Source organism: Pseudomonas sp. S2_C03 (assembly GCF_054668405.1).
Map to the genome: position 1 here is coordinate 1,263,681 of NZ_CP162766.1, position 23,548 is coordinate 1,287,228.

At 61.2% G+C, this 23,548-nt stretch carries 20 protein-coding genes; 14 read left to right on the forward strand and 6 right to left on the reverse strand.

Features of this window, described 5'->3' with window-relative positions:
* Nucleotides 1-298: 298 nt before the first annotated feature.
* A complete protein-coding gene (locus AB4N64_RS05720) occupies nucleotides 299-1,087 on the reverse strand; it encodes a hypothetical protein (protein WP_460122734.1) in 789 nt (262 codons plus the stop codon).
* Nucleotides 1,088-1,186: 99 nt separating this feature from the next.
* Nucleotides 1,187-2,140, reverse strand: a complete 954-nt coding sequence (locus tag AB4N64_RS05725) for an alpha/beta hydrolase (RefSeq protein WP_460122736.1) — start codon at nucleotides 2,138-2,140, stop codon at nucleotides 1,187-1,189.
* 129 nt (nucleotides 2,141-2,269) lie between these two features.
* Here AB4N64_RS05725 and aroC point away from each other — a divergent pair, with 129 nt between their 5' ends.
* Genes aroC through mtnC form a run of 5 tightly spaced genes read left to right on the forward strand, consistent with a single transcriptional unit; the run spans nucleotide 2,270 to nucleotide 6,414 of the window.
* Entirely contained in the window at nucleotides 2,270-3,361 is a 1,092-nt protein-coding gene (aroC, locus tag AB4N64_RS05730; RefSeq protein ID WP_460122738.1) for a chorismate synthase, read from the forward strand.
* A 28-nt stretch (nucleotides 3,362-3,389) separates the two neighbouring features.
* Entirely contained in the window at nucleotides 3,390-4,538 is a 1,149-nt protein-coding gene (locus tag AB4N64_RS05735; RefSeq protein WP_460122740.1) for an MFS transporter, read from the forward strand.
* Nucleotides 4,535-5,161 carry a methylthioribulose 1-phosphate dehydratase gene (locus tag AB4N64_RS05740; protein WP_460122742.1) on the forward strand — a complete coding sequence of 209 codons (627 nt, stop codon included), beginning with the start codon at nucleotides 4,535-4,537 and terminating at the stop codon, nucleotides 5,159-5,161. Before AB4N64_RS05735 ends, AB4N64_RS05740 begins: the two co-directional genes overlap by 4 nt.
* A gap of 19 nt (nucleotides 5,162-5,180) precedes the next feature.
* Nucleotides 5,181-5,726 carry a 1,2-dihydroxy-3-keto-5-methylthiopentene dioxygenase gene (locus tag AB4N64_RS05745; protein WP_460122744.1) on the forward strand — a complete coding sequence of 182 codons (546 nt, stop codon included), beginning with the start codon at nucleotides 5,181-5,183 and terminating at the stop codon, nucleotides 5,724-5,726.
* Between the two features lie 4 nt (nucleotides 5,727-5,730).
* Nucleotides 5,731-6,414: an acireductone synthase gene (mtnC, locus tag AB4N64_RS05750; protein WP_460122746.1), complete on the forward strand. Its 684-nt coding sequence runs from the start codon at nucleotides 5,731-5,733 to the stop codon at nucleotides 6,412-6,414.
* A 138-nt stretch (nucleotides 6,415-6,552) separates the two neighbouring features.
* Here mtnC and AB4N64_RS05755 read toward each other — a convergent pair whose 3' ends face one another.
* Nucleotides 6,553-6,831 carry a DUF3509 domain-containing protein gene (locus AB4N64_RS05755; protein ID WP_192304269.1) on the reverse strand — a complete coding sequence of 93 codons (279 nt, stop codon included), beginning with the start codon at nucleotides 6,829-6,831 and terminating at the stop codon, nucleotides 6,553-6,555.
* Nucleotides 6,832-6,938: 107 nt separating this feature from the next.
* A complete protein-coding gene (locus AB4N64_RS05760; protein WP_460126904.1) occupies nucleotides 6,939-7,211 on the reverse strand; it encodes a hypothetical protein in 273 nt (90 codons plus the stop codon).
* Between AB4N64_RS05760 and AB4N64_RS05765 the strand changes: the two genes are divergently transcribed.
* Together AB4N64_RS05765 and AB4N64_RS05770 are read left to right on the forward strand one after the other, a co-directional pair.
* Complete coding sequence (locus AB4N64_RS05765) at nucleotides 7,174-9,012, forward strand: long-chain-acyl-CoA synthetase (protein ID WP_460122748.1); 1,839 nt, start codon at nucleotides 7,174-7,176, stop codon at nucleotides 9,010-9,012. The genes AB4N64_RS05760 and AB4N64_RS05765 overlap by 38 nt on opposite strands.
* Before the next feature lie 96 nt (nucleotides 9,013-9,108).
* Nucleotides 9,109-9,627: an ankyrin repeat domain-containing protein gene (locus AB4N64_RS05770; RefSeq protein WP_460122750.1), complete on the forward strand. Its 519-nt coding sequence runs from the start codon at nucleotides 9,109-9,111 to the stop codon at nucleotides 9,625-9,627.
* Nucleotides 9,628-9,708: 81 nt separating this feature from the next.
* Here the strand turns inward: AB4N64_RS05770 and AB4N64_RS05775 are convergent, their stop codons facing one another.
* Together AB4N64_RS05775 and xthA are read right to left on the reverse strand one after the other, a co-directional pair.
* A complete protein-coding gene (locus tag AB4N64_RS05775) occupies nucleotides 9,709-11,040 on the reverse strand; it encodes a substrate-binding domain-containing protein (RefSeq protein WP_460122753.1) in 1,332 nt (443 codons plus the stop codon).
* A gap of 282 nt (nucleotides 11,041-11,322) precedes the next feature.
* A complete protein-coding gene (gene xthA / locus AB4N64_RS05780; protein WP_460122756.1) occupies nucleotides 11,323-12,135 on the reverse strand; it encodes an exodeoxyribonuclease III in 813 nt (270 codons plus the stop codon).
* Between the two features lie 301 nt (nucleotides 12,136-12,436).
* Here xthA and AB4N64_RS05785 point away from each other — a divergent pair, with 301 nt between their 5' ends.
* The 7 genes from AB4N64_RS05785 to AB4N64_RS05815 all read left to right on the forward strand — a co-directional run bounded on the left by AB4N64_RS05785 (nucleotide 12,437) and on the right by AB4N64_RS05815 (nucleotide 23,528).
* Nucleotides 12,437-13,081 carry a GNAT family N-acetyltransferase gene (locus AB4N64_RS05785; RefSeq protein ID WP_460122758.1) on the forward strand — a complete coding sequence of 215 codons (645 nt, stop codon included), beginning with the start codon at nucleotides 12,437-12,439 and terminating at the stop codon, nucleotides 13,079-13,081.
* A gap of 66 nt (nucleotides 13,082-13,147) precedes the next feature.
* Nucleotides 13,148-14,875, forward strand: coding sequence for an autotransporter assembly complex protein TamA (locus AB4N64_RS05790; protein ID WP_460122761.1), 1,728 nt, complete (start codon nucleotides 13,148-13,150; stop codon nucleotides 14,873-14,875).
* Nucleotides 14,872-18,540 (forward strand): translocation/assembly module TamB domain-containing protein, encoded by a 3,669-nt coding sequence (locus AB4N64_RS05795; protein ID WP_460122764.1) that lies wholly within the window; start codon nucleotides 14,872-14,874, stop codon nucleotides 18,538-18,540. The genes AB4N64_RS05790 and AB4N64_RS05795 overlap by 4 nt, the downstream gene beginning before the upstream one ends.
* Before the next feature lie 236 nt (nucleotides 18,541-18,776).
* Entirely contained in the window at nucleotides 18,777-19,250 is a 474-nt protein-coding gene (locus AB4N64_RS05800; protein ID WP_460122766.1) for a MarR family winged helix-turn-helix transcriptional regulator, read from the forward strand.
* Nucleotides 19,247-20,734, forward strand: a complete 1,488-nt coding sequence (locus tag AB4N64_RS05805) for an efflux transporter outer membrane subunit (RefSeq protein ID WP_460122769.1) — start codon at nucleotides 19,247-19,249, stop codon at nucleotides 20,732-20,734. The genes AB4N64_RS05800 and AB4N64_RS05805 overlap by 4 nt, the downstream gene beginning before the upstream one ends.
* A gap of 15 nt (nucleotides 20,735-20,749) precedes the next feature.
* Nucleotides 20,750-21,946, forward strand: a complete 1,197-nt coding sequence (locus AB4N64_RS05810) for an HlyD family secretion protein (protein ID WP_460122772.1) — start codon at nucleotides 20,750-20,752, stop codon at nucleotides 21,944-21,946.
* Nucleotides 21,947-21,998: 52 nt separating this feature from the next.
* Complete coding sequence (locus AB4N64_RS05815; RefSeq protein WP_460122775.1) at nucleotides 21,999-23,528, forward strand: DHA2 family efflux MFS transporter permease subunit; 1,530 nt, start codon at nucleotides 21,999-22,001, stop codon at nucleotides 23,526-23,528.
* The last annotated feature ends 20 nt before the right edge of the window (nucleotides 23,529-23,548 follow it).

Genomic DNA, 23,548 nt, shown 5'->3' on the forward strand with positions numbered 1-23,548 from the left:
GATTGCCCCGTCGGAAGGCCGAGTGGAGGTTCTGCGCAGTGGGCAACCCGGCATGGATGCCGGGTTAGCCGCCCCCGGCCATGGATGGCCGATGGCGGCGGGCCCACGGAGCAGGGCCGGAGCGAGGGTATGTCGAGCCTAGGCGAGGCACCGGACGTCAGGGGCCGAGCGTTTTGGTTACTTTGGCGCTTTTCCAAAGTGACCCGCCGTAAGGGCGGAACCATAAGCGGCCGTTACCGCAGAAATGGATATGTACACCGTCAAGCCCCATCGCGGGCAAGCCCGCTCCTACAGAGCCTCAGCGGTGCGTCGCAATCCAGATCAACAGACCGGCCTGAAACACTGCAAACGCCACCAGGCAGGTGATGGTGAAACGCAGGCCAGCGTCTTCGCGTTTGTACTTGCTGACCTTTTCCTCGTGTTTCTTGAGCTTGACTTCCTGCTCGGCCAGATTCTGTTCGGCCTGCTGAAGCATCTGCGCCGCTTCCAGAATTTCCACCTGCTGCAGCTTTTCCGTGTTCCAGTCGGTCAGCAGGTCGCCGACCTGCACGGCCTTGACGCTGCCTTTCAAATGCTGGGCGTCGGCGTAGGCCACGTCAAAACCATGAACGCGCAAAAAGTGGTCGCGGCGCAGGCGCGTGTCTTCGTTCAGCGCATCCTTGTTGTTCAGGTCGGTGCCGTCGAAGGTGTAAGTCGGCCAGCGTTTTTTTGCCCAACTGATGCCCTGGGCTGCCAGATAGCGGCCGATGCCACGGTTCATCGGCTCGATCTGCAAGTTTTCCGGTTCAAAACGCACACGTTTCTCGGCGTGATCGACCCACACGTCGAGGTGATTCTGTTCCTTGCGCACGCGCTGGGCGGGCAGGGAGATGGTCATGCGCAGGAGGCTGTGTTTCTTGTCGTTGCGCTCGGCGTAGCCGAACTCGACAAAACGCAGCGGCCGCCCGCCGGTGTTGCGGTCAGTCTGCAAGGGCGCCAGGCGGAGCATCTTGTGGTGCTCGACGTGGACGTCCGCCCAGGGCAGCTCGACCGCTGGCGGCGCTTCTTTTTCAGCGGTGGTGTCAGGTGAAGTCTGGGTATCGGTCATAACGGCGAGATCCTGTCCAAGCTCAGCTTGTCGCCCGCACGTGCGCTGGCGACAAAGGCTTATCGGCCGATTTCCCGAGGACTGGAGGGTAAAATGCGCTTAACGGGTGCGAAGTCCGTCAATAAATCCGAGGATTCGCGCGCCAAGTTCGGCGGCCAGCGGCAATTGCGGATCCTTGTAGGAGGCCAGTTGCCGTTTCACGTCGTTGGGCACAATGCGCATGACGTGGTTCATGCCCTCGATCAGTGCCAGTTCGGCGTCCGGTTTGGCCGCCTTCAGTTGCCTTGCATCGTCGACACCGACCTGGATGTCGTGGCTGCCCTGGATGATCAGTGCCGGCATCTTCAGCGCGGCAAACGCTGCCGACGGATCCTGGCGGAACAGCGAAATCAGGTAGGGCTGCACGCTCGGGCGGAAAATCACCTGGAGAGGGTCGGGCACGTTGTCGTCGGTTTTCCCGGCCTTGAGGCTGTCGATCAATTCATTGCTACGCTGCATCAGGGCCGGCGGCAGGTTGCGCGCCAGTTGCTGGCGCAATACCTGGTCGACGGGGCGTGCGGTGCCGGACATGGAAATGACGGCGGCGGCGTCGACGCTTGGCGCGGCCAGGCTGGCGATCAAGGCGCCTTCACTGTGACCCAGTAGAATCAACGGACCGAAACGCGGGTCGCTCTTGAGCTTGCGCCCCCAGGCCTGGGCGTCGGCCACATAGGCTTCCACCGACAGATTGCGCTCATCCGGGGTTGCCGCGAGGCTCGCCGCGACGCCGCGCTTGTCGTATCGCACGCTCGCGATATTGTGTTTGGCCAGCACCCAGGCCAGGCGCTTGAGGCTGTCGTTGCGCCCGCCATCGGGGTTATTGCCGTCGCGGTCCGTCGGACCTGACCCCGAGATGATCAGGACCACCGGCACCGGTTTGTCGGATTTTGGCAGCAACAGGGAGCCGAACAGTTCTCCGGTGCCCGTATCCAGCGTGATCGGTCGTTGCAGGACAGCGGCCTGCACAAAACCGCTAAACAAAGTAAGACTCAAGACTAAAACTCGCAGCATCATGACGCCATCATTCACAAGGATCCCGGTTGGACTTGCGGGCCTGCATAAGGTTCGAGGATGAACTAGTTGGGTAGCCTGCGTATACTGGCGCGCATTACGTATTTGGGTTCGATTTCACGGAGCGTCCTGATGTCCGGCAATACCTACGGCAAGCTGTTCACTGTCACCACCGCAGGCGAGAGCCATGGTCCGGCGTTGGTCGCCATTGTCGACGGCTGCCCGCCGGGGCTTGAGATTTCCCTGGAAGATCTTCAGCGCGATCTGGATCGGCGTAAACCCGGCACCAGCCGACACACCACCCAGCGCCAGGAAGCCGACGAAGTCGAGATCCTGTCCGGCGTATTCGAAGGCCGCACCACCGGTTGTGCCATTGGCCTGTTGATTCGCAACACCGACCAGAAGTCCAAGGACTACTCGGCGATCAAGGATTTGTTCCGCCCGGCCCATGCCGACTACACCTACCACCACAAATACGGCGAGCGCGATTACCGTGGTGGCGGTCGCAGCTCGGCGCGCGAAACCGCGATGCGCGTGGCCGCCGGTGCGATCGCGAAAAAATTCCTCGCGTCCCAGGGCATCGTCATTCGCGGCTACATGAGCCAGCTCGGCCCCATTGAAATCCCTTTCAAGACCTGGGACTGCGTCGAGCAGAACGCCTTTTTCAGCCCCGACCCGGACAAGGTGCCGGAGCTGGAGGCTTACATGGACCAGTTGCGTCGCGACCAGGATTCGGTGGGCGCCAGGATTACCGTTGTCGCGCAAGGCGTGATGCCGGGCCTGGGCGAGCCAATTTTCGATCGCCTCGACGCGGAACTGGCCCACGCGCTGATGAGCATCAACGCGGTGAAGGGCGTGGAAATCGGCGCCGGTTTCGCCAGTGTCGCCCAGCGCGGCACCGAGCATCGCGATGAGCTGACGCCTGAAGGTTTCCTCAGCAACAACGCGGGCGGGATCCTTGGTGGCATCTCGTCCGGTCAGCCGATCGTGGCGCACATTGCGCTGAAACCGACGTCGAGCATCACCACGCCGGGCCGTTCAATCGACATCCACGGCAACCCGGTGGACGTGATTACCAAGGGTCGCCACGATCCGTGTGTCGGTATCCGCGCAACACCCATTGCCGAAGCGATGATGGCCATCGTGCTGATGGACCATCTGCTGCGCCACCGTGGGCAGAACGCCGACGTGCGCGTGAGCACGCCGGTGCTGGGTCAGCTTTGATCCATGTTCTGAAAGTCGCCGCGGTCTGATGGCCGCGGCGCTCCCGTACTGGCGGCTCTCCAGTTTCTACCTGTTCTATTTCGCGTTGCTCGGTTCGACGGCGCCGTTTCTGGCGTTGTACTTCGATCACCTGGGATTCAGCGCTGCGCGCATCGGCGAGCTGGTCGCGATCCCGATGCTGATGCGTTGCGTCGCGCCGAATATCTGGGGCTGGCTGGGTGACTACACCGGGCGGCGACTGGCCATCGTCCGTTTCGGTGCGATCTGCACCTTGCTGACGTTCTCGCTGATCTTCGTCAGCAAGAGCTACGCCTGGCTGGCGATGGTCATGGCCTTGCACGCGTTCTTCTGGCACGCGGTGCTGCCGCAGTTCGAAGTCATCACCCTGGCGCATTTGAGAGGCCAGACCCAGCGCTACAGTCAGATTCGCCTGTGGGGCTCCATCGGCTTCATTATCACCGTGGTGGCATTGGGCCGACTGTTCGAATGGTTGAGCCTGGACATCTACCCGGCGGCGCTGGTGCTGATCATGGCCGGCATCGTGTTGAGCAGCTTGTGGGTGCCGAACGCCCAGCCGGTCCAGGGCGAGCGTCTGCCTGGCGACGGTTTTCTCAAGCAATTGCTCAGCCCCGGCGTATTGGCTTTCTACGCGTGCGTGGCGCTGATGCAGATGAGCCACGGCCCGTATTACACCTTCCTGACCCTGCACCTGGAGCACCTCGGTTACAGTCGGGGCTTGATCGGTATGCTCTGGGCGCTCGGTGTGGTCGCTGAAGTGCTGATGTTTTTGGCCATGAGCAAGATCCTTGCGCGGTTTTCCGTGCGCCGGGTGCTACTGGCCAGTTTCCTGCTGGCGGCGTTGCGCTGGCTGTTGCTGGGCTCGTTCGCCGAATTTGTCACAGTGCTGCTGTTTGCCCAGGTGCTGCACGCGGCGACCTTCGGCAGCTTTCATGCGGCTGCCATCCACTTTGTGCAACGTAGTTTCGGCGCGCGCCAGCAGGGGCAGGGGCAGGCCTTGTATGCCGCCCTGGCCGGCACTGGCGGCGCATTGGGTGCGTTGTATTCCGGCTACAGCTGGAATGCCCTCGGCGCTGCATGGACCTTTAGTATTGCCAGTCTCGCAGCCTTTGCTGCGGCCGTTATCATTGCCACACGTATGCAAGAGGACAGGCCATGAGCCTTACCCGTGAACACCTCGCCCAGGAAATCATTGACGCTGGGCGTTTCCTGTATGGCCGTGGCTGGTCGCCAGCCACCAGCAGCAATTATTCGACGCGTCTGTCGCCCACTCAAGCACTGTTGACCGTCTCCGGCAAGCACAAGGGCCAGTTGGGGCCGGACGATGTACTGGCCACCGATCTGGCCGGCAACAGTCTGGAAGCGGGCAAGAAACCGTCCGCCGAAACCTTGCTGCATACGCAGCTCTATAGTTGGCGCACGGAAATCGGCGCGGTGCTGCACACCCATTCGGTGAACGCCACGGTGCTGTCGCGTCTCACGCCTGAGGACTTCATCGAGTTCGAAGACTACGAACTGCAAAAGGCCTTCAGCGGCGTCTCAACCCACGAATCCCGAGTGCGCGTGCCGATTTTCGACAACGATCAGGACATTGCACGCTTGGCCGCCAAGGTGCAGCCTTGGCTTGAAGCCCACCCTGATTGTGTCGGTTACCTCATCCGGGGTCACGGTCTCTACACCTGGGGCGCGCGCATGAGCGATGCCCTGCGGCAGATCGAGGCCTTTGAATTTTTGTTCGAGTGCGAGTTGAAAACCCGAGCGGTTTTAAACCGCCAAGCCTGAACCGTTAAGGAGTTGCCTGATGAGCAGCCTGTCCGTTTACCACGTCTCAAGCCCTGACATTCCGAACAAGGTGCTGACCCATTTCGAAGACATCGCCGCGACCCTTGCCGAGCAGGGCGTGCGTTTCGACCGCTGGCAAGCGGCGGCGAAGATCCAGCCGGGCGCGAGCCAGGAAGAAGTGATCGCCGCCTATAAGGAACAAATCGACAAGCTGATGACCGAGCGCGGTTATATCACCGTCGACGTGATCAGCCTCAACAGCGATCACCCGCAAAAAGCCGAGCTGCGTGCCAAGTTCCTCGACGAACACCGTCATGGCGAAGATGAAGTGCGATTTTTCGTTGCCGGGCGTGGCCTGTTCACCCTGCACTTGGGCGAATACGTGTACGCCGTGCTGTGTGAGAAGAACGACCTGATTTCGGTGCCGGCCGGCACGCCGCATTGGTTCGACATGGGCGAGCACCCGCACTTCGTTGCGATCCGTCTGTTCAATAACCCTGAAGGCTGGGTGGCCAATTTTACTGGCGATGACATCGCCAGCCGCTTCCCGCGCCTTGAGGACTGAGCCCATGACGATCAAGGCGATTCTTACCGACATCGAAGGCACCACCAGCGCGGTGAGTTTTGTCTTCGACGTGCTGTTTCCCTACGCCACCCGTCATCTGCCGGATTTCGTCCGCCAGCACGCTACACGTGCCGATGTCGCCGAACAACTGGATGCCGTGCGCCGCGACAGCGCCGAGCCGGACGCTGATGTCGAGCGTGTCATCGACATCCTGCTGGGCTGGATTGCCGAAGATCGCAAGGCCACGCCACTCAAGGCGTTGCAGGGCATGGTCTGGGAGCAGGGTTACCAGGCCGGGCAATTGAAAGGACACGTGTACCCGGACGCCGTTCAGGCGTTGCAGGATTGGCACCGCCAGCACTTTCAGTTGTACGTGTATTCATCGGGGTCGATCCAGGCGCAGAAGCTGATCTTCGGTTGTTCAGAGGCGGGAGACCTGTCCGCGCTGTTCAACGGCTACTTCGACACCACATCGGGGCCCAAGCGCGAAGCCCAGTCTTATCAGCGCATCGCTAACGCGATTGGCCTGCCCGCACATGAAATTCTGTTTCTTTCGGACATCGTGCAGGAGCTGGACGCGGCGCAAGAGGCGGGGATGAAAACCTGCGGCCTGGCGCGGGAGGGCGGTGAGCTGGCGGGGCATGTGACGGTGGAAAGTTTCGCGCATATCGAGCCTGAGGCGTTTTAACCCTCGGCCCCGACCCCCTGTAGGAGCGAGCATGCTCGCGATGGACTCCAACGAAAACGCCTGGCTGTCTGAATGCCCGCGTCGTCTGGTCGTCCATCGCGAGCAAGCTCGCTCCTACAGGTTTATGCGCCGTTGCGATCAGGCCGAATGATACGTAGGCAACGCAAACCGCTGCTGGCTTTGCAGCATGGAAATCTGTGGCAGTTCGCTGGCCTGTTCGGCCAGGTCACGGCGGATGGCGCTGATTACCCAGGACAGTTGGTCACCGGCATGCAACTGCTGGTACGAGATCGAACGCTTGAACACGCGACCCTCGCTGCTGCGCAGGGTGAGCAGGATGCCGCCGTCCGGGCGAGGCTGGGTGGTGACTTCAAAGTTGGAGAACAGGGACGAAAATTTTTCTTGGATCAGGCTCATGTCTATCAGCTCCGTTGGCTTTGAATGGCAAGCATGTCCAAGGAGTTGCAGTGATTGTGCCAGCACCGTGTTTTTATAATTTCTTTATAAATCAATGATTTAAATTTCTACCGATTTTTTGACTTCGTGCAATCTGCATGAACGGCCATCGTGCATCCTGCATTTTGCGTGATGCGCGTCTTTTGTACGGAACCAAATCGATTGTCGATGTTCGCGTAAACGGCGGTGCGGTTGGCGGATACAAAACATTGCAAAAACAGCGTGTACAGCTCAAGAACCGCTGACGTATTTTCAGGCTCAATCACCGTTGCCCGACAATAAAAAGATCGAACGGGAGCCTGCATGCGCCGCACGACGAGCGACACGATCACCTGGGGCATGATGCTCCGCAAATTGCCTTCGATCGCCAAAGCCATCCCCCGGGTGGTGAAGGGCATGAAAGCGGCGAACGTCACGGACCCGAGTCAGGCGTGTGGGCTGGCCTGGACGTTCGAGCAGGCCACCCTGCGCAACCCCGATGGTCCGGCCTTGCTGCAAGGGGAGCTCGTGCTCAGCTATCGGCAGGTCAACCAGTGGGCCAATCGCATCGCTCATCACCTGATCGCCCAGGGCATCGGCAAGGGCGATGGGGTGGCGGTGTTCATCGAGAACCGGCCTGAATTGCTGGTGACCATTCTGGCGGTGGCCAAGGTCGGTGCGATCAGTGCCTTGCTCAACACCTCGCAAACCCGTGACGCCCTGGTTCACAGCCTCAATCTGGTGGCGCCCGTGGCAATCATTGTCGGCGAAGAGTTGGTGCCAGCGTTTGAAGCGGTTCGTGAGCGGGTGACCATTGCTGCGCAACGCACCTGGTTTGTCGCCGATCAGGACACCTGGAGCCAACCGGGCATCGCGCCTGAGGGCTACATCAACCTGATGACGGCCACGCTTGACGAGCCTGATGACAACCCCATCAGCAGCCAGAAGGTTTTTTCCGACGATCCCTGTTTCTATCTCTATACCTCGGGCACGACAGGGCTGCCCAAGGCTGGCGTGTTCAAGCATGGCCGCTGGATGCGCAGTTCCGCGAGTTTCGGCCTGATCGCACTGGACATGCGTCCCGATGACATCGTTTATTGCACCTTGCCGCTGTATCACGCCACCGGGTTGTGCGTGTGCTGGGGCTCGGCCGTCAGAGGCGCATCCGGTTTCGCCATTCGCCGCAAGTTCAGCGCCAGCCAGTTCTGGAGCGATGTCCGTGCCTACCGCGCGACAACGATTGGCTACGTGGGCGAATTATGCCGCTACCTCGTCGACCAGCCACCGAGTGCCGATGACGGCCGACATCACGTAACGAAGATGATCGGCAACGGCCTGCGCCCCGGCGCGTGGGAAGCGTTCAAGACGCGCTTTGCGATCAAGCACATCTGCGAGCTGTACGCCGCCAGCGATGGCAACATCGGTTTCACCAACGTGCTCAATTTCGACAACACCGTGGGGTTTTCCCTGATGGCCTGGGAGCTGGCCGCCTACGACCACGACACCGGCGCGCCGTTGCGTGACGCCAAGGGGTTCATGCGCAAAGTGGCCAAGGGCGAGCGCGGGCTGCTCCTGGCGAGGATTGATGACAAGGCGCCGCTGGACGGCTACACCGACCCGCAGAAGACCGAGAAAGTCGTGCTCCACGATGTGTTTGAGCAGGGCGACCGCTATTTCAACACCGGTGACCTGTTGCGCAACATCGGTTTTGGCCACGCCCAATTCGTCGATCGGCTGGGTGACACCTATCGCTGGAAGGGTGAGAACGTGTCGACGACCGAGGTCGAGAACATCCTGTTGCAGCACCCGAACATTTGCGAAGCGGTGGCCTACGGTGTGGAAGTGCGCAATACCAACGGGCGCGCCGGGATGGCGGCGATCACTCCCGCCGAATCGCTGGCGACCCTGGATTTCAGCGAGCTGCTGGCCTTCACCCGCGAGCGCATGCCAGCGTATGCGGTGCCGTTGTTCCTGCGGGTGAAAGTGAAAATGGAAACCACCGGCACCTTCAAATATCAGAAGACTCGGCTCAAAGATGAAGCCTTCGATCCAGGGCGCAGCGGTGATGACCCGATCTACGCATGGCTGCCGGGCACAGACACTTATGTGCAGGTGACGCCAGCGTTACTGGCGCAGATCGACGCTGGCCAGTATCGCTATTGAGTGTCGCTATGGCGCGGCTTGAGAAAAAACAAGTGACAGGGCCCAGGCCGCTCGGGAAACTGTCGGCTTTGCGATTAACTGTGAGTGGAGTTCCCAATGTCCGATCAAGGCCGCCAGATGACACCCGAAGAAGCTGCCGAATTTGCCGAGCAGGTCTTCAACAAGGCGCGTGAGGGTGATGCCGCAATGATGGCTGCGCTGTTGAGCAAGGGCCTGCCGGCCAACCTGCGCAACCACAAGGGCGACACCTTGCTGATGTTGGCCGCGTACCATGGCCATGTAGAAACGGTGAAAGTGCTGCTCGAACACAAGGCCGATCCGGAAATCCGCAACGACAACGGCCAGAGCCCGATTGCCGGCGCCGCCTTCAAGGGTGACCTGGCGGTGGTCAAGGCGCTGGTAGACGGTGGTGCACAGGTGGAAGGTTCCTCGTTCGACGGTCGTACGGCGTTGATGATGGCAGCGATGTTCAACCGTGTGGAAATCGTCGATTACCTCATCAGCAAGGGTGCCGACCCGAAGGCCAAGGACGCCAATGGCGTGTCGGCACTGGACGCGGCGAAAACCATGGGGGCGACCGATACCACGGCGCAATTGCAGAAACTCTTGGGCTGATGTGAATCTGAGTCGATGTGCGAATCCTGTGGGAGCGAGCAAGCCCGCTCCCACAATTAATTTCGCCTACATTCGGACAGGTCAGTAAACCCAGACCTCAACCCGCCGATTCTTGATCCTTCCCTCATCGGCGCTGTTCGCCGCCACCGGCATCTCGGCGCCGAAGCCGCGTATCTCGCGAAACACCACGCCGTTTTTCACCAGTTCCCGACGCACCGCCATGGCCCGCAGTTTTGACAGCAGGTCGGCGCGGGCCGGATCGCTCTTGGCATCGCCAAACCCCACCAGCGTGACCAACCGATCGGTTTTGGCATTCTGACGCAGGTAGTCCAGTACCCGGCTCAGGTCCTGGCGGGCCTTGTTGTCCAGGCTTGCACTGCCTTCCTCAAAGCGAAAATTCACGCTCAAGCGCTGGGCGTGGCGGCTGATTGCCTGATAACCCTCGGGCATCAGCGCATTCGGCGCCACGGCCATGGCTTGCACCGTTTGGGCAATGAAACCGTTGGCGGCGACGATGGCCTGGCCTTTGGCGCTTTGGGCGAAGGACACCAGGGCTTCGGCCCACGGATTCTTGCCGTTGGGTGGCAGGTACAGGAACAGCCGACGGGACAGCGGATAATCTTCGGTGGCAATCAGGTTGTCGAGCGGCAGCATCGCCTGGGACGCGCCGTCGACAATCGCCACGGCTTTGGCCTGGCGCACGTAAGGCAGGCCGATGAAACCGATGCCCTGTGGATCGGCGCTGACCGCGTCGGACAATTGCTCGCTGGACTCGAAACGTTTGGCCGTGTTGCCCAGGGTTTTGCCACGCCCGCTCAGAACCAATTCCTTGAAGGTGTCATAGGTGCCCGACTGATCATCGCGCGCATACAGATGAATAGGCCCCCCGTGGCCGCCGAGCTCCTCCCAGGTTTTCGCTTCACCGCTGAAGATCCGGGCCAGTTGCTCGGTGTTGAGTTGAGTCAGCGAGTTTTGCGGATGAAGGATGATCGCCAGGCCATCGATGGCAATCACCTGCTCGGCACCGGGGCTCTTCAGGTCCCCGCGGGAGGCGAGGGCCAGCACTTCGCTGTCCTTGATCGGGCGAGATGAAGCGGCAAGGTCGGCGGTGGCGTTTTTCAGTGCGCTGAAGCCGGTGCTGGAACCGTGCGCGGCGATGTCCACCACGACCCGCTGCCCTTGGACGGTTTCACCCACCACCCGTAATTCATTGGCGGTGTCCGGTGTTTCGCTGTGCACCTTGAGCAGACCCTGCTCGTGCATAAGGCCCTCGACCAACGCCGGGCCCAGCGCCGCGCCGATGGTGTTGGAACCCTGGATACGCAGCACTGGGCCTTGTTGGGGTATCGGCAAGTCCGCCGCCTGCGCGGTCATGGCGCAGAGCATCCACAGGCAAAAAACGCGCAGCGACATGCCGGCACCTTGAAGAAAAGGAAAGAGCCGGGAGATTAAGTCAGTAATGTTTCGCGCAGATGACAGATGGGTTTACACGGCACCGCTTTCTGTAAGAGCGAGTTGACTCGCGATGGACTGCAGGCCACCGCTGGGAGTCAGGTAGCCCACATGTTCGGTGTGATCCCTGTAGGAGCGAGTTGACTCGCGATGGACTGCAGGACACCGCTGGGAATCAGGTAGCCTGCGTTATCGTTGACGACCATCGCGAGTGAACTCGCTCCTACAGGGATGCTGTCGGGTTCAGGCCAATTCCAGCCAGATCGGCGCATGATCGGAGGGCTTTTCCATGCCGCGCAGTTCGTAATCCACGCCGGCATCCTTCACCCGCGGCAACAAACCGTGGGAGGCCATGATCAGGTCGATGCGCAGGCCACGCTTGGGCTCGTCCTCGAAACCGCGGCTGCGGTAGTCGAACCAACTGAAGCGATCGGCCACGTCCGGGTTCAGGTGGCGGAAGCTGTCGGTCAGGCCCCAGTTTTTCAGGCGTGCCATCCACTCGCGTTCTTCCGGCAGGAAGCTGCATTTACCGGTTTTCAGCCAGCGCTTCATGTTGTCCGGGCCGATGCCGATGTCGCAGTCTTCCGGCGAAATGTTCACGTCGCCCATCACCACCAACGGCTGGTCGTTGCTGAACTGGCTTTCCAGCAACTGCTGCAGATCGTTGTAGAAACGTTGCTTGGCCGGGAACTTGGTCGGGTGGTCGCGGCTTTCTCCCTGGGGGAAGTAACCGTTCATGATGGTCACCGGCACGCCATTGGCGTCGGCGAAGGTGCCCCAGATAAAGCGGCGTTGGGCGTCTTCTTCATCGGTGGCAAACCCCTTGTGCAGGGCCAGGGGGGCCTGGCGCGACAGCAAGGCAACGCCGTAGTGACCTTTTTGCCCGTGGAAGTGCACGTGATAGCCCAACGCCTGGACTTCCTCCAGCGGGAACTGGTCGTCATGGACCTTGGTTTCCTGCAGGCCGATCACATCGGGTTGATGTTTCTCGATCAGCGCCGCCAGCTGATGGGGGCGGGCGCGGAGCCCGTTGATGTTGAAGGAGACGATCTTCATGGTCGGCAGTCCTGGCAAAAGGGCGATGCTAGCTGACCTGTGGGATTGGGGCCAGTGCGGGGTGAGGGGATTCGGTGTGTTCTGTCAGACTTGGCCAGCAGCACGGGCCTCATCGCGGGCAAGCCCGCTCCTACAAGTTGGTCTATACCTTTGTGGGAGCGGCGGTGCGACGTTTCGACTTGCTCGCGATGGCGGCATAAGCAGCGATGCAGATTACGGATTAACACGGAACTGCATCACCACCCAAACGCTCGTACAAATAGAACACAGCCACCCAAACTGTGCCGGGGAGATCTACCGCATGCCTGAAACCTCAACCGCCGATATCCACATGCTCGACAGCGGCTATTCGCGCGAAGCCCGCTCGCTGCTGTACCAGGCCTACCGACACGAGCCGACCTTCGGCTACCTGTTCGAAGCCGAACGCCCGGGTTACGAGCAACGCGTGCGCGCCACCGTGCGCGAACTGGTCAAACAGCATTTTCTCCAGGATCTGCCGGCGATAGGCCTGCTGGTCAACGACCGCTTGATCGGCATCGCCCTGATCGCGCCTCCGCAACGTAGGCTAGGCATTACCGAAAGCTGGGCCTGGCGCCTGCGCATGGTGCTCAGTACCGGGTTCCGCTGCACACGCCGTTACCTCGAATACCACGACGCGGTGATGGCCTGCGTACCAACCGACTCGGTGCACCTGCTGCCTTTGCTGGGTATTCATCCGCAGTTCCAGGGCAAGCATTTCGGGGAGCAGTTGCTGCAGGCGGTGCACAACTGGTGTGCGGTGGATGAACATTCCCAGGGGGTGGTACTCGATACCGGCAACCCTCGCTACCTGGAGTTCTACAAGCGTCAGGGGTACGAGGAAATTGGCGAAGTGGCGGTAGGCCCCATCCGCGAACATGTGTTTTTCCACGCCAATCCGCAGGTGTTGCAAACCGCCTCGGCATAAACGGTAGAACTTTCGCGCCAAGCGAGGTTCTATCACGCTCCCAAGCTCGTGTTAGCATCCGCGCCTATGAAGTTTCCAGGAAGAATCACCAGCGCCGTGCTGATGCTGTTCACCAGTTGCGCGGCACTGGCGCAAAGTGAATTGGATGTGCGGATCAAACCGTCCAACGACGAGCTGAAAGCCAATATAGAGGGCTATATCGGCAGCCTCGGTGATCGTGACGAGGAGGCGTTGCTGCGCTTCAGTCGGGGCGCCGAAGAGCAGGCGCGCAAGGCCGCCCAGGCACTGGGTTATTACCAGCCGCAGATCGAGAGCGACGTTAAGGGTGGCAAGAACCCGCGCCTGATCCTCAATATCGAACCCGGCGAGCCGATTCATTTACGCACCGTCACGGTCCGTATCGATGGCCCGGCAGCCGCACTCAAGTCCTTTAAAGTCCCCAAGAGCGCGGCGCTGAAAACCGGCGCGGTCCTCAACCATGGGCATTACGAAGACGCCAAGCGGTTGATCCAGAATCAGGCGTCGCGTTACGGCTTTTTCAGTGGCCGTTTTACCCGGCAAACACTCGCCATCGACCCGCGTGCGGGCGTCGCCGATATCGAACTCGTATACGACAGCGGCCCGCGATATGCCTTGGGCAAAGTCAGTTTCGAAGGCGACACGCCGTTCGACGAAGACCTGTTGCAACGCATGGTGCCGTTCAAGGCGGGCGCGCCCTACGACTCCGAGCTGATCGCCGAACTGAACCGCAATCTGCAATCGAGTGGCTATTTTGAAGGCGTTCGGGTCGACGCTGCGCCGACTGCCTCCAAGGAAGACGTGATACCGGTCGAAGTCAAACTCGAGACCCGCAAGCCGCGCACGATGGGACTCGGTCTCGGCTACTCGACCGACGTCGGCCCCCGGGTCAAGGCCAACTGGACCCGGCACTGGGTCAATCCCCAGGGCCACAGCTATGGCTGGGAAACCGAAGTTTCCGCGCCCCGGCAGAACGTCGGGGTGTTCTACGACATTCCACTGGATCCGCCGCTGACCGACAAACTGCGCTTCGCCGGTGGTTATCAGAATGAGGAAATTGCCGACAATGACAGCCTCAGCAAATTGCTGACGGTAGGCCCGGAGTGGCACAGCAAATTGCCCAGCGGCTGGCAACGGGTGGTGTCACTGAAGTGGCAACGCGAAGAATATCGCCTGGGGGACGATTCCGGCCTCAGTACCTTGTTGATGCCCGGTGTCAGCTACTCGTATCTGAAAAGCGACAACCGCATCGATCCGCACAACGGCTATCGCCTGGCGTTCGACACCAAGGTCGCCAAAGAAGGGCTGGGGTCCGACAACAACCTGCTGTATGGCACTGCCCTGGTCAAGGGGCTGACCACGGTCTTCGACAAGCACCGTTTCCTCGGCCGCATGCAGGTCGGCGGCAGTGCCACCAACGGCTACAAGTCGATACCGCCGTCGCTGCGCTTCTTCGCCGGTGGCGATCAGAGCGTGCGTGGTTACGACTATCAAAGCCTGTCCCCGGAAAACTCCGAAGGCGATCGCATCGGTGGCCGTTATATGGTGGCGGCCAGCGTCGAGTATCAGTATTCCATTGCCGAAAAATGGCGGGTCGCGACCTTCATCGATCAGGGCAACTCCTTTAATAAATTTGAACTGCCCAACCTCAAGACCGGGGTCGGCATCGGTGTTCGCTGGGTTTCCCCCGTGGGGCCGATTCGCCTCGACCTGGCTCATGCGATGGATGATGACGGTGGCATTCGATTGCACTTTTCCATGGGGCCCGAGCTGTGAAGCGTGGTTTGAAAATAACGTTGCTGGCGATTCTGGCGCTGTTGATGCTGGTCCTGCTGGCGTTCACCACGGTGCTGGGCACGGCGCCGGGCAGCCGCTGGGTGCTTGGGTTGGTGCCGGGTTTGTCAGTGGAGAATTTCCAGGGCCGTTTGGGCGGGCAGTGGAGCGCCGATCACCTGGTGTGGCAGCAGGACACCAGCCGGGTTGAGTTGGACCAGGTGATTTTCGCGTGGTCACCCTCGTGCCTCACACGCATGACGCTGTGCATCGAACAGTTGAAGGCCGATCAGGTCAGCCTGCAATTTCCTCCTGGCGAGGAAGACAGCGGTAATGGGCCGATCAGCTTGCCGGACCTGAAACTGCCGCTGGCCCTGGAACTGGGCGAGGTGCAAGTCGGCCGCCTGCTGTTTAACGGCAGTGAAGAACTCAAGGGCCTGCAACTGGCGGCGCACTGGACCGCGCAGGGGATTCAGATCGATGCGGTGCAGTTGCAACGGGACGACATCAGCCTGAACCTGTCCGGCCTGCTGCAACCCACCGGTAACTGGCCGCTCCGGGCCTCAGGTCAATTGCGCCTGTCGACCCCGGCCCCCTGGACGCTGGACCTGAGCGTCAACGGCGACCTGCTGAAAACCCTCAAGCTCAATGCCGACAGCAGCGGTTACCTCGATGGGCAGTTGAGCGGCGAATTGCAGCCGCTGGTGGAAAACCTGCCGGCCAGCGTGCGCATTACCGCCGACGGCTTTAAGCCCGCCGCCGACCTGCCGGATACCCTGCAACTCAATCAGTTGGTACTGACCGGCGAGGGCGACCTGAAAAACGGCTATCAGTTGCGCGGCAACGCCACGCTGCCCGCCGAGCAGGGGCCCGTCGCGCTATCGCTGCAAGGCAAGGTTGACGCGAACGGTGCGCAAATCGCCGGGCTGGACCTGACGGCCAACGACAAGCAAAGCCTCAAGCTCACGGGCGTCGTCGATTGGAGCAAAGGCCTCGACGCCACGGCAAACATCGACTGGCAGGATTTTCCCTGGCACCGCCTCTATCCGTTGATCGACGAACCGGAGGTGGCGCTGCGACAATTCAACGGCGAAGTCTCCTACACCGACGGCCAGTACCTGGGCAACTTCAAGGCGGCGCTGGATGGCCCGGCGGGGGCGTTCAACGTGAGCAGCCCATTCGCCGGCGACCTGAGCCAAATCCATCTGCAACAGATCCAGCTCCAGGCGGGTCAGGGTAAGGCCGACGGCCACCTGAACCTGCAATTTGCCGATGGCATCGCCTGGGACACCGCGCTCGACTTGTCGGCCATCAACCCCGCGTATTGGGTCGCCGAGTTGCCAGGTTTCCTGGCCGGACCCTTGCGCAGCAAAGGCGAACTGAAAAACGATAAGCTCAGCCTCAACGCCGACCTCGACCTCAAGGGAAAACTGCGCGGCCAACCGGCGATCATCCAGGCCAAGGCCGATGGCGGCGGCGAGCAATGGAACCTCAGCGCACTGCAAATCCGCCTCGGCGACAACAGCATCACTGGCAAGGGTAGCCTGCACCAGCAACTGGCTGGCCAGATCGATCTCAAATTGCCCCGTCTGGCCCAACTCTGGCCACAGCTGCGCGGGCAAATCAACGGTCGATTGGATGTCGCCGGCACCTTCAACGCGCCACAGGGCAAACTCGGGCTGCAAGGTACGCAACTGGCGTTCCAGGACAATCGCCTGCAAAGCCTGAACCTGGACGCCACCCTCGACCACGCGCAGCGCGCGAAAATCGACCTCAAGGGAAGCGGCATCCAGGTCGGTGACACCGCGCTGGGCACGCTGACAGCCAGCGGCCAGGGCGATATCAAAAAGCAGCAATTAACCCTCGAACTGCAAGGCCCGCAATTGAAACTGGCGCTGGGCTTCGACGGCGCGCTGGACAAGGGCAACTGGCGCGGACGGCTGCCCAGCGGTGATATCCAGACCGGTGGCCAGGACTGGCGGCTGCAAGGGCCGGCCAAGCTCGAACGCCTGGCTGACGGCAAAATCAACTTCGGCGCCCACTGCTGGATGTCCGGTGCGGCCAGCCTTTGCGGCGAAGACCAGCGCCTGATGCCAGAACCCAAGCTGCGTTACCACCTCAAGCAATTCCCCATCGACAGCCTGGCGCAGTGGTTACCCAGGGATTTTGCCTGGAAAGGGGTTCTCAATGCCGACGTGCAACTGGACCTGCCGGCCAGCGGCCCGAACGGCGTGATCAGCCTCGATGCCGGAGGCGGCACCCTGCGCATCAAGGAAAAGGACCAGTGGCTGGACTTCCCCTATCAGACCCTGAAGCTCACCAGCAAACTCACGCCCAAACGCATTGACAGCGAGTTGGTGTTCGTCGGCGACAAGCTTGGCGAGTTGAACGTCCAGGCCCAGATCAATCCGCTGGCGAAGAACAAACCGCTCAACGGCTCCTTCCGTCTCAATGGTCTCGACTTGTCGGTGGCGCGGCCTTTCGTGCCGATGGTCGAGAAACTCAGCGGGCGCCTCAATGGCAGCGGCAACATCGCCGGCACGCTGATGGCGCCGCTGGTCAACGGCAATCTGCTGCTCAGTGACGGTGAGGTCTCCGGTCCCGAATTGCCGATGGAACTGCAAGACTTGCGGGTGCAAGCCGTTATTGCCGGTGAAGCCCTGCAAGTGAATGGCGGATGGAAGAGCGGCAAGAGCGGGCAGGGCACCTTGACGGGCGACATCGCCTGGGGCCAGGCGCTGGTGGTGGACCTGGCGCTCAAGGGCACGCAGTTGCCGGTGACGGTCGAGCCCTACGCCAAGGTTGAAGTCGAACCGGACCTGAAAATCTCCATGAAGGGCGATGAGTTGGCAGTCGCTGGCAAGGTGCGAGTGCCCCGAGGCGCAATCACCGTGCGCGAGTTGCCGCCATCGACGGTCAAGCTCTCGGACGACGCAGTGATCATCGGCCAGCAGACTGAAGAGGGCAAACCACCGGTTGCCATGAAGATGGACATCGATGTGCAGGTCGGCGACGACAAGCTGAGCTTTGCCGGATTTGGCCTGACCGCCAATGTGCAAGGCCACGTGCACATCGGCGACAACCTCGACACCCGTGGCGAGCTGTGGCTCAACGACGGACGTTACCGCGCCTATGGCCAGCGCCTGAGCGTGCGTCGGGCACGCCTGTTGTTTGCGGGGCCGATTGATCAGCCTTACCTGGATATCGAAGCGATTCGCCAGACTGACGACGTGATCGCCGGCATTCGCTTGAGCGGCAGCGCCGAACAGCCGACCACGCAGATTTTCTCCGAACCGGCGATGAGCCAGGAACAGGCCTTGTCTTACCTCGTGCTGGGGCGTCCGCTGAGCACCACCGGCGAAGACAACAACATGCTTGCGCAAGCCGCCCTGGGCCTGGGATTGATGGGCAGCTCCGGGGTCACCGGCAAGTTGGCCAGCGACCTGGGTATCGACGATTTCCAGCTCGACACCGAAGGCAGCGGCAATACCACCAGCGTGGTCGCGAGCGGCAACCTCTCGGAAAAACTCAGCCTGCGTTATGGCGTGGGCGTGTTCGAACCGGCCAACACCATTGCCCTGCGCTACAAGCTGAGCAAGAAGGTCTATCTGGAAGCGGCGGGTGGCGTGGCCAGTTCCCTGGACATCTTCTATAAACGGGATTTCTAGCGGCTACTTTCTGTAGGCGCGGCAACCCTCGCGAAGGATCGCCAGGGAGGACGTGGGTTGCCCTGGATACCCGCGGTGTCTGGGCGAGTATCGCGAGCATGCTCGCTCCTACAGGGGGTTTGCATCACCTCCTGTCAATTAAATAAAAAGCTAGCTAACTAATGCTTGGACATTTGCTGCCTAAGCAGTAATATCTCGTCACACATTCACTGCCTAGGCAGCTAATTGGTGATCAGATGACTCATTTCACCCCGGACAATTTTCATAACTGCCACCTCGGTCTCTTGCTCGGACGCGCCGCGTTGCTCAAGGACCGGATCATCGACACACACATGGAACCCCACGGCATCACGGCCGCGCAGTTCAAGGTGTTGATCATCATGGCTCAGTTCGGTGTCGACACTCCGGCCGAGTTGTGCCGCCACCTGTCGCTCGACAGTGGTTCGATGACGCGCATGCTCGATCGCCTGGAGCAGAAAGGTTTCCTCGCCCGCCAACGCAGCGAAGCCGATCGACGTCAGGTCCAGCTTGTGTTGACCGAAGACGGTCAGTCACTCGCTGGCCGCCTGCCGCAGATTGGCGCCCAGGCAATGAATGAGCTGGCGGGTGCGATCACGCCGCAAGAGCTGGTTACCCTGGAACAGATTCTGAAGAAAATCCTGGTGGCAGCCGGTGACTCGATCACGTTGCTGCGGGTAGGTGATAAATGAACGGCCAAACCATGCGGACCGGCCTGAGCCTGGTGCTGGCGGCCATGGTGCTGGCCGGGTGTGCCAGCTACAGCGGCCTGACGACCGAAGGCACAAGCCTGGATGCAAAAAAACTGCAGGCCGGTCAGTCACTCAGCGGCGTGACCCTTTCGCCCGCAGCCTGGCCGAAAAGTGATTGGTGGAAAAGCCTCGGCGACCCGCAACTCGACGGCCTGATCCGCGAGGCATTGCAGGACAGCCCCGACATGCAGATCGCCGACGCCCGGGCTCATCAGGCCAGCGCTGCTGCGTATGCCGCCGACGCCGCGCGCATGCCGACCCTCGATGCCAGCGCCGGTGTCAGCCGGTCGCGCCTGGCCCGTGATCAGGACCCAGCGGGGCAGGGCGGCGCCTATTCGACCGTGCGTAATGTGGGTGTCAGTTTCAATTACAACTTCGATCTCTGGGGAGGGCAGCGTGCTGCCTGGGAAGCTGCGCTGGGTCAGGCCCGCGCAGCCGAAGTCGATCAGCAGGCCGCGCAACTGACCCTGGCAGCCGATGTCGCCCGGGCCTACAGCGATCTGGGCCAAGCGCACATCGTGCATGACCTGGCGAGCGAAGACCTCAAGCGCACCCGGCAAATGCTCGACCTGAGCCAGCGCCGCTTGAGTGCCGGCATCGACAGCCAATACCAGTTCCAGCAGACCGAAAGCCTTGAAGCCTCTTCCCAGGCGAGTCTGATCGATGCGGAGAAACGCCTGCAAAGCGCAAAAATTGCGCTGGCGGTGTTGCTGGGCAAAGGCCCGGATCGCGCCAACAACATCGTGCGGCCACAGATTCTCAAGCCGGGTGCGGTTGCCTTGCCGTCGGTATTGCCGGCCGAGTTGCTCGGGCGTCGGCCGGACCTGGTGGCGGCGCGCTGGCGGGTCGAGGCGGCGAGCAAGAACATCGATGCGAGCAAGACGCGCTTTTATCCCAATTTGAACCTCAGCGCCGCCGCCGGTGCCGAATCCTTGTTGGGTGATGCAATGTTCGGTTCCGCCAGTCGTTTCTTCAACATCGCCCCGACGATCTCGGTGCCGATTTTCGATGGCGGTCGCCTTCGGGCCGACCTTGATTCGCGGGATGCCGATTACGACCTCGCGGTGGCGCAGTACAACAAAAGCCTGGTGAAAGCGCTCGGTGATATCAGCGACACCATCAATCAGTTGCGCGATATCGGCCGGCAGATCGGAACCCAGGAGCATGCCACCGACATTGCCCAGGATTCTTACGACACCGTCGTCCAGCGTTACGGTTCTGGCATCGGCAACTACCTGGACGTGCTCAGCATCGAGCAGCAATTGCTCCAGGCCCAGCGTCAGCTGGCCAACCTGAATGCCGAACAGATCGACCTGTCGATCCAATTGATGCAGGCGCTGGGCGGCGGTTTTCAGGGCGAGAACCTGGCGGCGGTGAAACCCGCCGATGCAGCCGACACACAAACAGCCACGCAGACCCACTAATTCAAGGTAATTGTCATGGCCACTGCCAATACTCAAACCCCCGACGCCCCAGACAACGGCAACCCGCGCAAACGCAAGGTCATGCTGTTGGTGCTGGCCGTGGTGGTGATCCTCGCCGGTGTCGGCGTCTGGGGTTATCACGAATTTTATGGCCGCTGGACCGAAAGCACCGACGACGCCTATGTGAACGGCAACGTGGTGGAAATCACACCGTTGGTCACCGGCACCGTGGTCAGCATCGGCGCGGATGATGGCGATCTGGTCCACGAAGGCCAGGTGCTGGTCAATTTCGACCCTAACGACGCGCAAGTCGGCCTGCAAAGCGCCCAGGCCAAGCTGGCTCGCACCGTGCGTCAGGTACGCGGCCTGTACAGCAATGTCGACGGCATGAAGGCCCAGGTCAACGCCCAGCAGGCGGAAGTGCAGAAGGCCCAGGACAACTACACCCGACGCAAGAATCTCGCGGCGGGTGGGGCAATTTCCCAGGAAGAGCTGTCCCATGCCCGCGACGACCTGACCTCGGCGCAAAACGCCCTGGCCAATGCCAAACAGCAATTGAAAACCACCAGTGCTCTGGTCGATGACACCGTCGTGTCGTCGCACCCGGATGTGATGGAAGCCGCCGCACAACTGCGTCAGGCCTATCTCACCAATGCGCGCAGCACCTTGATCGCGCCGGTCACCGGTTACGTAGCCAAGCGATCGGTACAACTGGGGCAGCGCGTACAGCCGGGCACCGCGCTGATGGCGGTGATCCCGCTGGATCAGCTGTGGATCGACGCCAACTTCAAGGAAACCCAGCTGCGTGACATGCGCATCGGGCAGCCCGTGGACATCGAGGCCGACCTGTATGGCAGTGACGTGAAGTACAGCGGCACCATCGACAGCCTTGGCGCTGGCACCGGTAGCGCGTTTGCCCTGCTGCCGGCGCAGAACGCCACCGGTAACTGGATCAAGATCGTCCAGCGGGTGCCGGTGCGGATTCACATCAATGCGCAAGAGCTGGCCAAGCACCCGTTGCGCGTGGGCCTGTCGACCCAGGTCGATGTCAACCTGCGAGACCAGAGCGGCCCGGTCCTGGCGCAACAGCCGCCACAAAAGGCGTCGTTCAGCACCACGGTCTACGACCGCCAGTTGGCCGAGGCGGACGCGATGATTACCCAGTTGATCCACGACAACAGCGCCGCCGCGAGCAAAACCGCGCAGCGCTGACCCCACAGGGAGGCGCGGCTGCGCTCCTCCTCATGTTTGCATAGGACTCGCGATGAGCAATAACGCGTCTTTCACGCCGCCCAGTCTGCTGCTCAGCACCATTGGCCTGTCGCTGGCGACCTTCATGCAAGTGCTCGACACCACCATCGCCAACGTGGCGTTGCCAACCATTTCCGGCAACCTTGGCGTGAGTTCGGAGCAGGGCACCTGGGTGATCACCTCGTTTGCCGTGAGCAACGCGATTGCCTTGCCGCTGACCGGGTGGCTGAGCCGGCGCTTTGGCGAGGTTAAGCTGTTTCTGTGGGCGACCATTCTGTTTGTGCTGGCGTCGTTCCTGTGCGGTATTTCCACCTCGATGCCCGAACTGATCGGCTTTCGGGTGTTGCAAGGCCTGGTGGCCGGGCCCTTGTACCCGATGACCCAGACGCTGCTGATCGCGGTCTATCCGCCGGCCAGGCGCGGTATGGCCCTGGCGTTGCTGGCGATGGTCACGGTGGTTGCACCGATTGCCGGGCCGATCCTCGGGGGCTGGATCACCGACAGCTACAGTTGGCCGTGGATTTTCTTCATCAACGTGCCCATCGGGATGTTCGCGGTGATGGTGGTGCGTCAGCAGCTCAAGGCTCGTCCGGTGGAAACCAGCCGCCAGCCGATGGATTACGTCGGCTTGATCTCGCTGATCATCGGCGTAGGCGCGTTGCAGGTGATACTCGACAAGGGCAACGACCTGGACTGGTTCGAATCGAACTTCATCCTGATCGGCGCCGCCATTTCGGTGATCGCCCTGGCAGTCTTCGTGATCTGGGAAATGACCGACGAGCACCCGGTGGTCAATCTGCGTCTGTTCGCCTACCGCAACTTCCGCATCGGCACCCTGGTACTGGTGCTTGGGTATGCCGGGTTCTTCGGCATCAACCTGATCCTGCCGCAATGGTTGCAGACGCAGATGGGCTACACGGCGACCTGGGCCGGGCTTGCGGTGGCGCCCATCGGCATTCTGCCGGTGCTGATGTCACCGTTTGTCGGCAAGTACGCACACAAATTCGACCTGCGATTGCTGGCCGGGCTGGCGTTCCTGGCGATTGGCCTGAGCTGCTTCATGCGTGCCGGCTTCACGAACGAAGTGGACTTCCAGCACATCGCCCTGGTGCAGTTGTTCATGGGCATCGGCGTGGCGCTGTTTTTCATGCCGACCCTGAGCATCCTGATGTCCGACCTGCCACCGAGCCAGATCGCCGATGGCGCGGGCCTGGCGACGTTCCTGCGTACGTTGGGCGGCAGTTTCGCTGCGTCGCTGACCACCTGGATCTGGATTCGCCGCGCCGACCAGCACCATGCGTACCTGAGCGAAAGCATCACCACTTACGACCCGGCCACCCGAGATGCGTTGCAGAATCTTGGCGGAGCGGGCAGCCCGGCGTACGCGCAGCTCGATCATGTGCTGGGCAGCCAGGCGTACATGCTGTCCACGGTGGATTACTTCACGCTGCTGGGTTGGGCGTTCATGGCGTTGATCGTGATTGTCTGGCTGGCAAAACCGCCGTTCGCGGCGAAGGCGGGGCCTGCGGCGTCCGGTCATTAAGCCAACACACACGCCCCCTG

Excerpts from the sequence above, each read along its gene's own strand:
- AB4N64_RS05720 (WP_460122734.1), bottom strand. The coding sequence starts at position 1,087 with ATGACCGATACCCAGACTTCACCTGACACCACCGCTGAAAAAGAAGCG.
- AB4N64_RS05725 (WP_460122736.1), bottom strand. The coding sequence starts at position 2,140 with ATGATGCTGCGAGTTTTAGTCTTGAGTCTTACTTTGTTTAGCGGTTTT.
- aroC (WP_460122738.1), top strand. The coding sequence starts at position 2,270 with ATGTCCGGCAATACCTACGGCAAGCTGTTCACTGTCACCACCGCAGGC.
- AB4N64_RS05735 (WP_460122740.1), top strand. The coding sequence starts at position 3,390 with ATGGCCGCGGCGCTCCCGTACTGGCGGCTCTCCAGTTTCTACCTGTTC.
- AB4N64_RS05740 (WP_460122742.1), top strand. The coding sequence starts at position 4,535 with ATGAGCCTTACCCGTGAACACCTCGCCCAGGAAATCATTGACGCTGGG.
- AB4N64_RS05745 (WP_460122744.1), top strand. The coding sequence starts at position 5,181 with ATGAGCAGCCTGTCCGTTTACCACGTCTCAAGCCCTGACATTCCGAAC.
- mtnC (WP_460122746.1), top strand. The coding sequence starts at position 5,731 with ATGACGATCAAGGCGATTCTTACCGACATCGAAGGCACCACCAGCGCG.
- AB4N64_RS05755 (WP_192304269.1), bottom strand. The coding sequence starts at position 6,831 with ATGAGCCTGATCCAAGAAAAATTTTCGTCCCTGTTCTCCAACTTTGAA.
- AB4N64_RS05765 (WP_460122748.1), top strand. The coding sequence starts at position 7,174 with ATGCGCCGCACGACGAGCGACACGATCACCTGGGGCATGATGCTCCGC.
- AB4N64_RS05760 (WP_460126904.1), bottom strand. The coding sequence starts at position 7,211 with ATGCCCCAGGTGATCGTGTCGCTCGTCGTGCGGCGCATGCAGGCTCCC.
- AB4N64_RS05770 (WP_460122750.1), top strand. The coding sequence starts at position 9,109 with ATGTCCGATCAAGGCCGCCAGATGACACCCGAAGAAGCTGCCGAATTT.
- AB4N64_RS05775 (WP_460122753.1), bottom strand. The coding sequence starts at position 11,040 with ATGTCGCTGCGCGTTTTTTGCCTGTGGATGCTCTGCGCCATGACCGCG.
- xthA (WP_460122756.1), bottom strand. The coding sequence starts at position 12,135 with ATGAAGATCGTCTCCTTCAACATCAACGGGCTCCGCGCCCGCCCCCAT.
- AB4N64_RS05785 (WP_460122758.1), top strand. The coding sequence starts at position 12,437 with ATGCCTGAAACCTCAACCGCCGATATCCACATGCTCGACAGCGGCTAT.
- AB4N64_RS05790 (WP_460122761.1), top strand. The coding sequence starts at position 13,148 with ATGAAGTTTCCAGGAAGAATCACCAGCGCCGTGCTGATGCTGTTCACC.
- AB4N64_RS05800 (WP_460122766.1), top strand. The coding sequence starts at position 18,777 with ATGACTCATTTCACCCCGGACAATTTTCATAACTGCCACCTCGGTCTC.
- AB4N64_RS05805 (WP_460122769.1), top strand. The coding sequence starts at position 19,247 with ATGAACGGCCAAACCATGCGGACCGGCCTGAGCCTGGTGCTGGCGGCC.
- AB4N64_RS05810 (WP_460122772.1), top strand. The coding sequence starts at position 20,750 with ATGGCCACTGCCAATACTCAAACCCCCGACGCCCCAGACAACGGCAAC.
- AB4N64_RS05815 (WP_460122775.1), top strand. The coding sequence starts at position 21,999 with ATGAGCAATAACGCGTCTTTCACGCCGCCCAGTCTGCTGCTCAGCACC.